The 9,430-nt window shown below is 76.8% G+C and carries 7 protein-coding genes and 3 pseudogenes; 4 read left to right on the top strand and 6 right to left on the bottom strand.

Annotated elements, in window-relative coordinates:
- Both RKE29_RS24395 and RKE29_RS24400 read right to left on the bottom strand, forming a co-directional pair.
- Positions 1-258, bottom strand: a pseudogene (locus tag RKE29_RS24395) (hypothetical protein); the annotation flags it as partial.
- Complete coding sequence (locus RKE29_RS24400; RefSeq protein ID WP_312007768.1) at positions 240-971, bottom strand: ATP-binding cassette domain-containing protein; 732 nt, start codon at positions 969-971, stop codon at positions 240-242. The gene RKE29_RS24400 and the pseudogene RKE29_RS24395, both read right to left, overlap by 19 nt.
- A gap of 403 nt (positions 972-1,374) precedes the next feature.
- On the opposite strand from RKE29_RS24400, the gene RKE29_RS24405 reads away from it, so the two are divergent.
- Positions 1,375-2,829: a gamma-aminobutyraldehyde dehydrogenase gene (locus RKE29_RS24405; RefSeq protein ID WP_312007769.1), complete on the top strand. Its 1,455-nt coding sequence runs from the start codon at positions 1,375-1,377 to the stop codon at positions 2,827-2,829.
- Here the strand turns inward: RKE29_RS24405 and RKE29_RS24410 are convergent.
- Positions 2,815-3,555 (bottom strand): glycerophosphodiester phosphodiesterase, encoded by a 741-nt coding sequence (locus tag RKE29_RS24410; protein ID WP_312007770.1) that lies wholly within the window; start codon positions 3,553-3,555, stop codon positions 2,815-2,817. The genes RKE29_RS24405 and RKE29_RS24410 overlap by 15 nt on opposite strands.
- Positions 3,555-4,574 carry an adenosine deaminase gene (locus RKE29_RS24415; RefSeq protein WP_312007772.1) on the bottom strand — a complete coding sequence of 340 codons (1,020 nt, stop codon included), beginning with the start codon at positions 4,572-4,574 and terminating at the stop codon, positions 3,555-3,557. Before RKE29_RS24415 ends, RKE29_RS24410 begins: the two co-directional genes overlap by 1 nt.
- A gap of 112 nt (positions 4,575-4,686) precedes the next feature.
- Between RKE29_RS24415 and RKE29_RS24420 the strand changes: the two genes are divergently transcribed.
- Positions 4,687-5,388: a hypothetical protein gene (locus RKE29_RS24420; protein ID WP_312007773.1), complete on the top strand. Its 702-nt coding sequence runs from the start codon at positions 4,687-4,689 to the stop codon at positions 5,386-5,388.
- Between the two features lie 305 nt (positions 5,389-5,693).
- A pseudogene (locus RKE29_RS24425) lies at positions 5,694-6,119 on the top strand (hypothetical protein); the annotation flags it as partial.
- Positions 6,120-6,406: 287 nt separating this feature from the next.
- On the opposite strand, the gene RKE29_RS24430 reads toward RKE29_RS24425, so the two are convergent.
- Entirely contained in the window at positions 6,407-7,015 is a 609-nt protein-coding gene (locus RKE29_RS24430) for a phosphatase PAP2 family protein (protein ID WP_312007774.1), read from the bottom strand.
- A gap of 380 nt (positions 7,016-7,395) precedes the next feature.
- Positions 7,396-8,748, bottom strand: coding sequence for a 4-aminobutyrate--2-oxoglutarate transaminase (gene gabT, locus RKE29_RS24435; protein ID WP_312007775.1), 1,353 nt, complete (start codon positions 8,746-8,748; stop codon positions 7,396-7,398).
- A 301-nt stretch (positions 8,749-9,049) separates the two neighbouring features.
- Between gabT and RKE29_RS24440 the strand changes: the two are divergent.
- A pseudogene (locus RKE29_RS24440) lies at positions 9,050-9,430 on the top strand (hypothetical protein); the annotation flags it as partial.

Consider the following 9,430-nt stretch of genomic DNA (forward strand, 5'->3'; position numbering starts at 1 on the left):
CGCGGCGGCCAGTCCCGACCGCGTCCGCCGTCCGGGGCGGGCCCGGGCCACCACGGCGGCCAGCTGCACCGCGGCCGCCAGCGGCACCGCGCACCACAGCAGCCGCGCCAGCGCCCCGGCGGACCTCCCCGGGTGGGCGGCGGCGTACCCCAGCGCGCACAGCAGCAGGAAGCCCGCGCCCGCCGACGCCGCCACGACCAGCAGCCGCGGCAGCAGGGCCGCCGGGCGGGCCCCGCGCGCTAGGCGGAGGCTGAGCACGCCGTCCTGCCCTCCGCCTCCGCCGCCGACATGACCAGCCCCGCCCGGCGCCCGTCGATCAGCGTGACGGTGCGGTCGGCGAGCGCGGCCGCCTCGGCCGTGCCGCAGGCCAGGACGACCGTGACGCCGTGCGAGCGGGCCGCGGCGGTCAGCGTCCGCAGCGCCTGGGTGCGGTCGGTGCCGCGCAGCGGCGCGCTGGGCTCGTCGGCGAACAGCACGGCGGGCTCGCCGGCCAGCGCGCGGGCGATGGCGATCCGCTGCCGCTGCGTCTGCCGCAGCCCGTCCGGCCGCCGCCCGGCCAGGTCGCCGACGTCCAGCCGCTCCAGCCACTCGCGAGCCGCGCTCTTGGCGGCGCGCCGCCGCACGCCCCGCAGCAGCAGCGGCAGGGCCACGTTCTCCCAGGCGGTCAGCTCGGGGACCAGCTGCGGGCAGGTCCCGACCCAGCCGAACCGCTCCCGGCGCAGCCGCTCGCGGCCCGCCGGGCCGAGGGTGTGGACCGGGGAGCTGTTGAACCACACCTCGCCGCCGTCCGGCGGGAGCTGGGCCGACAGGCACTTCAGGAGGGTGGTCTTCCCGCCGCCGCGCGGCCCGGTCAGGGCGAGGACCTCGCCCTCGCGGACGCCGATGGAGACGCCGGAGACGGCCGGCGAGCCGTCGTACGCGTACGTCAGGGTGCGTGCCCAGAGCACGTCGTTGTCCGGCGGAGCCGCCATGGGAGCACCTTGCCTTGCCTTGCTTGGGTCGTTGTCCCTCAGTCGGGGGAACGAGGACGGGGGCCGATCGGTCACTGGCACGGTAAGGACACGGTAAGGACTCCGGTCCGGCGCCGGGCCCAGGCTCGGCGGGACGCGAGCGGGGTTCCTCCGATCAGCCCCTTTCGCGATGAGCGGGGGAGTGTATGAGCGCCAGGCGCACGCCCCCGGGAGCCCCGGGCGCACGCCCCGGGGCACCGGGCGCGTTCCCAGGGGGCGCTGTCGCGGGTGCGCGCCGCGTGGCGTGCGCCGCCGCGCGGCGGACCTCGCGGCTCCCGGCGCCGACGGGCCCCGCACCCGCCCGGCGGAGAGCTACTGTGGGCGGTGTCTGCCCCACCGGTCCCGTGACAGAAAGGGTGGCAACGTGACCACAGGACTGCGTCACCTGCGCAACCACATCGACGGGGAGTTCCGGGACGCCGCCGACGGGCGGACCACCGAGGTGGTCAACCCCGCCACCGGCGAGCCCTACGCCACCGCGCCGCTGTCCGGCCCCGCCGACGTCGACGCCGCCATGGCCGCCGCCGCGGCCGCCTTCCCGGCCTGGCGCGACCTGGTGCCCGGCGAGCGGCAGAAGGCGCTGCTGCGGATCGCCGACGCCGTCGAGGAGCGCGCCGAGGAACTGGTCGCGGTCGAGAGCGAGAACACCGGCAAGCCGATCGGCCTCACGCGCGAGGAGGAGATCCCGCCCATGATCGACCAGATCCGGTTCTTCGCGGGCGCCGCGCGGATGCTGGAGGGCCGCTCGGCCGGCGAGTACATGGACGGCCTGACGTCCTTCGTGCGCCGCGAGCCGCTGGGCGTGTGCGCGCAGGTCGCGCCGTGGAACTACCCGATGATGATGGCCGTGTGGAAGTTCGCCCCGGCGCTCGCGGCGGGCAACACGGTCGTCCTCAAGCCCTCCGACACCACGCCCGCCTCCACCGTGCTCATCGCCGATATCGTCGGCGGCGTGCTGGCCGGTCTCGGCCACCCGGCGGGCGTGTTCAACGTGCTGTGCGGCGACCGCGCCACCGGACGGCTGATGGTCGAGCACCCGGTGCCCGCGATGGCGTCCATCACCGGATCCGTACGGGCCGGGGCGCAGGTCGCCGAGACCGCCGCGCGCGACGTCAAGCGCGTCCACCTGGAACTCGGCGGCAAGGCGCCCGTGGTCGTCTTCGACGACGCCGACCTGCCCAAGGCGGTGGAGGGCATCGCCGCGGCCGGCTTCTTCAACGCCGGCCAGGACTGCACGGCCGCCACGCGCGTGCTGGTGCACGAGTCGGTGCACGACACGTTCGTGGCCGCGCTCGCCGAGGCGGCGGCCGGCACCAAGACCGGCGCGCCGGACGTGCCGGACGTCGCCTACGGGCCGCTGAACAACGCCACCCAGCTCGCGCAGGTCAGCGGCTTCGTCGACCGGCTGCCCGCGCACGCCCGGGTGGAGGCCGGCGGCCACCGGGTCGGCGACGCCGGCTACTTCTACGCGCCCACGGTGGTCTCCGGGCTGCGGCAGGACGACGAGATCGTGCAGCAGGAGGTGTTCGGCCCGGTCATCACCGTGCAGTCCTTCACCGACGAGGCGCAGGCGGTGGCGTTCGCCAACGGCGTCGAGTACGGCCTGGCGTCCTCGGTGTGGACCCGCGACCACGCGCGCGCGATGCGCCTGACCAAGGCTCTGGACTTCGGCTGCGTGTGGGTCAACACCCACATCCCGCTGGTGGCCGAGATGCCGCACGGCGGGTTCAAGAAGTCCGGCTACGGCAAGGACCTGTCCGCCTACGGCTTCGAGGACTACACGCGCGTGAAGCACGTGATGACCTCACTGGACGGCTGACCGGCCCGGCCCGGGCACGGGGCGGCGGCCGCCGACCAGCGCGCGCAGCGCGGCCACCCGGTTGGTCGTGACCGCGTCCACGCCCGCGCGCAGCAGCCGGGCCATCGTCCGCCGGGTGTCGGCCGTCCAGGCCGACACCAGCAGCCCGTCGGCGTGCGCGCGGTCGACCAGGGCCGGGGAGATGAGGCCGAAGCGGTAGTTGACCCACCGCGGGCGCAGCGCGTCCAGCAGGGCGGGCCGCGGCGGGGCGCTCGTGGTCCAGGTCAGGGCCAGCTCCGCGGCCGGGTCCGCGGCGCGTACGGCCTGCAGGGCGGGTATGTCGCCGCAGTAGTACACCCGGTCGGCCGCGCCGGCCGCGCGCACCTCGGCGACCGCCTCCCGGGCGGCCACCGCGCCGGGCAGGTCGATCAGCAGCCGCACCGCCTCGGTCGCGGCCAGGGCCGCGCGCAGGGACGGCACGCCGTCGCCGGTCAGCTCCCGCACGTCCGCGGCCGTGAGGGAGTCCAGGGGCCGCTCGTGCCCCCACAGCCGCTTGAGGGTGGCGTCGTGCAGCAGCACCGGGACGCCGTCCTGCGTCAGCCGCACGTCGACCTCGACGGCGTCGGCCCCGGCGGCCACCGCGGAGCGCAGCGACGGCAGGGTGTTCTCCCGGCACACGTACGGGTCGCCGCGGTGGGCCACGGCGGTGAACGCCGCCGCGACCGCGGCCCCGGTCGCCGCCGCCATCAGCCCACGCCGTCGGCGTACGCGTCGATCTCCGCGGTCAGCCGCGCCTTGCCCGCCGCGTCCAGGAAGGACGCGGCCACCGCGCCGCGCGCCAGGTCCGCGACGCCCGCCTGGTCCAGGCCCAGCAGCCGGGCCGCCACCGCGTACTCGGTGTTGAGGTCCGTGCCGAACATCGGCGGGTCGTCGCTGTTGATCGTCACGGGCACGCCCGCCGCGACCATCCGCGCCAGCGGGTGCTCCTCCAGGGAGGGGACCGCGCGCGTGGCGACGTTCGACGTCGGGCAGACCTCCAGCGGGATGCGGTGCTCGGCCAGGTACGCCAGCAGCTCCGGGTCCCGCACGGCGCTGGTGCCGTGGCCGATGCGCTCCGCGCCCAGCGCGGTCAGGGCGTCCCAGACGGTCTCCGGGCCGGTGGTCTCGCCCGCGTGCGGCACGCTGTGCAGGCCGGCCGCCCGGGCCCGGTCGAAGTACGGCTTGAACTGCCCGCGCGGCACGCCGATCTCCGGCCCGCCGAGCCCGAAGCTCACCAGCCCCTCCGGGCGCAGCTCGCAGGCGATCCGCGCGGTCTCCTCCGCGGCCGCCAGGCCCGCCTCGCCGGGGATGTCGAAGCACCAGCGCAACACCACCCCGAAGTCGGCCTCGGCGGACCGGCGCGCGTCCTCGATCGCCTCGGTGAAGGCGAGATCCGGGATGCCGCGGCTGGTGGAGCTGAAGGGGGTGACGGTCAGCTCGGCGTAGCGCACGTTCTGCCGGGCCATGTCGCGGGCGATCTCGTAGGTGAGCAGCCGCACGTCCTCCGCGTCGCGGACCAGGTCGACCACCGACAGGTAGACGTCGATGAAGTGGGCGAAGTCGCGGAAGACGAAGTAGTCGGCCAGCGCCTCCGGGTCGGTGGGCACCGGGGAGTCCGGGTGTCGCGCGGCCAGCTCGGCGACGATCCGGGGCGAGGCGGATCCGACGTGGTGGACGTGGAGCTCCGCCTTCGGCAACCCCGCGATGAAGGCAGTGAGATCGGTCAAGAGGTCCTCCCGGAGTCGTGCCGCGGCTGCGGACGTGAGGTCATCGTAGAGGCGCCTGGCGCGCTGCCGGCGGACAGGCCTTAGCATGGGCCGACACCGCAGGGGAGAGGTAATGGCGCAGCAGCCTGAGGACACCAGCCGGCCCGGACCGCCGGGCACGCCCGAGCGAGACCCCTGGGCGCCGCCGGAGCAGCGGGTGCCGCTGGACAAGCCCGCGGGCGGTCCGCCCGTCCCGCCGGACGCGCCGCCGTTCGCGCAGCCCACGGTCACCGCCCTGCCGGTGCCCGGCGCCTCCGGCCCGGTGCCGCCGCCCCCGCCCGCGCCGACCGGCCCGGGCACGCCCAGCGCCCAGCAGCCCGGCCCGCCCGGCGGCTTCGCCGCGCCGGGCGGGAACCCGTACGCCGGGCAGCCCGGCGGGCAGCCGCCCTACGGCCAGCCCGGCTACGGCTACCCCGGCTACCCCCAGGCGCCGTACGGCCCCGGCTGGCCCGTGGGGCCCGTCCCCGACAACGGGCAGGGCACCGCGGCGCTGGTGCTGGGCATCATCGGGCTCGTCGCGTTCTTCACCGTCGTGTTCGGCGCCATCCTCGGCGTGCTGGCGATCGTCTTCGGCGCGCTCGGCCGCGCCAAGGCGGGCCGGGGCACGGCGACCAACGGCGGCCAGGCCTTGGCCGGGCTCATCTGCGGCGTCATCGCCGTCGTCGCGAGCGTCGTCATGATCTTCGTGTACATCGCGGTCGACGAGGACGACGACTCCGCCTACGACACCCTCGCCGCCGTCCGGGTCCTGCCCGGCGCCGGTCCGGCCGCCTGACGCCGTACGCCTCGCCGCCCGGCCCCGGTCGGCGGCGCGACAGCCCCGCCGAAGTCCTTCACCGTCCGGCGGGGCTTTCGCATGCCCTGCCACCCTCTGGCCCTACCACTCTTTGGCCATACCACCCTTTGGGCCGCGGACCGCGCCGCGCACCACCGTGCGCCCCCCGCGCACTCCAGCCGTACCCGCGTGCGCCACTTCGTCCGCAACGGTCCGGCGAAGCCGTGTAAGGAGGCACCCGCAGCCCTGTCCCCCCTTCCCAGCGGGAACCGCCCGCGCGTAACGGAACGGAAGGAAGGAGCCTCATGTACGGCGCCGAATACGGGGACGCGGTGGCATGGCTGGCGGCCGCGGCGCCCGATCCCGACGCCTGCCGGTGGGACTGGGAGCGCAACCCCCTGGGAGTGGCGCTGCTGCCGGCCGGCCGGCTGTGGGACGTCCTGATCATGCCGGGCGGGCTCGGGACGCTGACGCTCGACGTGCTCCGCGGGTTACTGGAGGCCCCGGGCCCGGTGCTGGCCGACTTCGGCAGCGCCCGGATGGGCTTCTTCGTCCCGCCCGGGACGGCGTCCCGGTGGTCCGGCGCGGGCGTGCGCGGGGCGGGCCCCGGCACGTGGATCGTGGTGCCCTACCCGGGACGGGCGACGGGCGGCGTGCGGTGGGTGGTGGTGCCGGACGGCTCCGGCACGCTCACCGACCCCGCCCTGCTGGAGACCGCCCTGCACGAGGCCGTCTCGCTCGCCCGCGCGGAACGGGCCGTCTCGCTCGCCCGCGCGGAACGGGCCGTCTCGCTCGCCCGCGCGGACGGGACGCGGCCCGGCGAGGGGCGGGGGCGGGAGGAGGGACCGCGGCCCGGTGAGACGGCCGGGGCGGCCCCCGCCGACCCGCCGCCGTACGCCGGCGCCGAACGCCCCGGAGGCCTCGACACCGCCTTCGGCCTGCGGCGCCTGGACGGGTCCCAGGAGCACGAGGGACGCGGCGGAACGGAGGGCTGACGCGCGCCGGCGCCGCCTCCTCCTCAGCCCCCCGCCCGCCCGGCGCGCACGCGCCACACGGCCCACAGCAGGCAGCAGCCCAGGCACCAGCTCCCGGCCACGTCCAGCGGCCAGTGGTACCCGCGGGCCACCAGGCCCACGCCCACGGCCGCGTTCACCAGCGCCACGGCCGCCGCCAGGGGCCGCCGCAGGCGCGGGCGGGGCAGCAGCAGGAGCGCCGCGGCGCCGTAGCCGACCAGGGCCGTGGCGGCGTGGCCCGACGGGTAGAAGCCGGACCCGCCCGCGAGCGGGCCGGGCGGCGCGGCGCGGTCCAGCACGGCCTTGAGCGGGGCGACCAGGGCCGGGACGGCGGCCATCGCCAGCGCGGCGGCCAGCGGCGGCAGCCACCAGCGCGGCGCGCCCTGCCGCCGCCCCCGCCACGCCGCGTACCCGGCCGCCGCCGCCAGCACCGGCGCCGCCGCTCCCATCCCGCCGAGGTCGGCGAAGAACTCGGCGGCGCGGGAGGGAAGACCGCAGGCGGCCACCGCGCGGCGCAGCCGCTCGTCGGCCGAACGCGCCGGGCCGCCGGCCGCGACCAGGCAGGTGATCAGCGCGAACAGCGCGGCGGGCAGGAGCGCGAGGAGTAGCCGCACGCGCGGGCGGCGGGGACCGCGGCCCGGCGGCGGGCAGACATTCGGCGGCCCCGGAACAGGGGGGGTAGTTCCGGGGCCGCCGTCGTGACCGGGGCACCGCGCGCCCCGGGGGGTTTGGGGCGGGCGGCCATCCGATCGGTGAGGAGATCCGGAGCCGGAGGCTCCAGTGGTGTGCGCGAGGGCACGGCCGGAACGGCACTGGGGAAGCACCGGTCCGGCGTCGCCCGCAGTCCCCTGCGAGCGGCGTGAATCTCTCATCTGGATCGACCGTACGGCAGCGCAGCGCGTTGCGACAGGCGGAACACCCTCCCGACATGGGCCCCGCACATCTTCTTCACGCCGCTCCACGGCACTTCACGGCACGCGCCGGACCAGGCCGTTCACTGCCGCGCCAGGGCTCCCCCCAGGATGTCCAGCCCCTCGCGCAGCAGGTCCTCGCCGATCACCAGCGGCGGCAGGAAGCGCAGAACATTACCGTACGTTCCACAGGTCAGCACCACCAGGCCCTGCGCGTGGCAGGACGCCGCCAGCGCGGCCGCCGCCCGCGGGTCGGGCTCCTTGGTGCCCGGCCGGACCAGCTCGACGGCCATCATCGCGCCGCGGCCGCGCAGGTCGCCGATGGCCGGACACGCCTCCCGCAGCGCCCCGAGACGGTCCCGCACGACCTCCTCGATGCGCCGCGCCCGCGCGTTCAGGTCCAGCTCGCGCATGGTCTCGATGGCGCCGAGCGCCGCCGCGCAGGCCACCGGGTTGCCGCCGTAGGTGCCTCCCAGGCCCCCGGTGTGCGCCGCGTCCATCAGCTCCGCCCGGCCGGTGACGGCGGCCAGCGGCAGGCCGCCCGCGATGCCCTTCGCGGTGGTGACCAGGTCGGGCACGACGCCCTCGTGCTCGCACGCGAACCACCGGCCGGTGCGGCAGAAGCCCGACTGGATCTCGTCGGCGACGAAGACGATGCCGTGCGCCCGCGCGTAGGCGGCGATCCGCGGCAGGAAACCCGGAGCGGGCACGATGAACCCGCCCTCGCCCAGCACCGGCTCGATGACGATCGCGGCCACGTTCCCCGCCCCCACCTGCTTGTCGATCAGGTCGGTCACCTGGGCCGCCGCCTCCTCGGCGCAGCGCTCGGGCCCGGTCGGCCAGCGGTAGGGGTAGGCGAGCGGCATCCGGTAGACCTCGGGCGCGAAGGGGCCGAAACCCTGCTTGTACGGCATGTTCTTGGCGGTCAGGGCCATGGTCAGGTTGGTGCGGCCGTGGTAGCCGTGGTCGAACACGACGACCGCCTGCCGGCCGGTCGCCACCCGGGCGATCTTCACCGCGTTCTCCACGGCCTCGGCGCCCGAGTTGAACAGCGCCGACTTCTTCGCGTGCCCGCCCGGCGTCAGCCGCGCCAGCTCCTCGCACACCGCCACGTAGCCCTCGTACGGCGTCACCATGAAGCAGGTGTGGGTGAAGTCGGCGAGCTGCGCGGCCGCGCGCCGCACCACGGCCTCCGCGCTGGAGCCCACCGAGGTCACGGCGATGCCGGAACCGAAGTCGATGAGCGAGTTGCCGTCCACGTCCTCGATCACCCCGCCGCCCGCGCGGGCCGCGAAGACCGGCATGACCGTGCCCACGCCGTCGGCCACCGCCGCGCTCTTGCGGGCCATCAGCTCCCGGGACTTCGGGCCGGGGATCGCGGTGACGAGGCGGCGCTCCTGCGGAAGGGCGGCGGGGACGGCCTGCGGTGCGGGCATGGGCGCTCCTGGAGGTGGCGGGGACCGTGCGGTCAGTCGCAGGCTAGGGCCGCGGCGGCGGGCGCGGCATGCGCCGCGGGGGAGCGGCGGCCGTGTCGCGTTGGCCGCGGCGGACAGGCACGCGGCGGCAGCGGCCCGGCGGGTACGGTACGCGCGGACCGCCCGGCCTCCCGCGCGGGAGGCCAACCACGCGGCGTGCGGCGTACGTTCCGGCTTTCTGGAGGGGAACACTAGATTGAGCGGTGGCGCGCCACCGCGCGCAGGCGACAGGACGGCCCGTCAGGGGGCGAGGGGCGGCACTATGGACACCGAGGGCACTCACGAGCCACGCGGCACCCGGCGCGACGCGGTGCCGCCCCAGGCGGTCCCCGCACCGCGCCCGGCGTATCCGCCGCGGCCCGCGACCCACCGCGACACGCCCCCGCCGTACGGGGCCGGCCCGTCGTCGGACGCTCCGGCGACGGCACCGTACGGACCGGACGCGTCCCCGCACGCCCCGGACGGATATGCCCCGGACGGGTACGCCCCGGACGGGTACGCCCAGGACGGCCCCGGCGCCCGGCACGCCGCCGGGCCGCCCCCGTCGCACGGCGCGCGGCCCCCGGCGCCGTACGACGGCCCCGCCCCGGCCCCCGGCGGACCCGGCACCCCGCGCGGGCCGGACCCGTACGGCCCGGATCGG

The organism is Streptomyces sp. B1866, from assembly GCF_031932565.1.
Classification (GTDB): domain Bacteria; phylum Actinomycetota; class Actinomycetes; order Streptomycetales; family Streptomycetaceae; genus Streptomyces.

Excerpts from the sequence above, each read along its gene's own strand:
- RKE29_RS24420 (WP_312007773.1), top strand. The coding sequence starts at position 4,687 with ATGGCGCAGCAGCCTGAGGACACCAGCCGGCCCGGACCGCCGGGCACG.
- RKE29_RS24410 (WP_312007770.1), bottom strand. The coding sequence starts at position 3,555 with ATGGCGGCGGCGACCGGGGCCGCGGTCGCGGCGGCGTTCACCGCCGTG.
- RKE29_RS24400 (WP_312007768.1), bottom strand. The coding sequence starts at position 971 with ATGGCGGCTCCGCCGGACAACGACGTGCTCTGGGCACGCACCCTGACG.
- gabT (WP_312007775.1), bottom strand. The coding sequence starts at position 8,748 with ATGCCCGCACCGCAGGCCGTCCCCGCCGCCCTTCCGCAGGAGCGCCGC.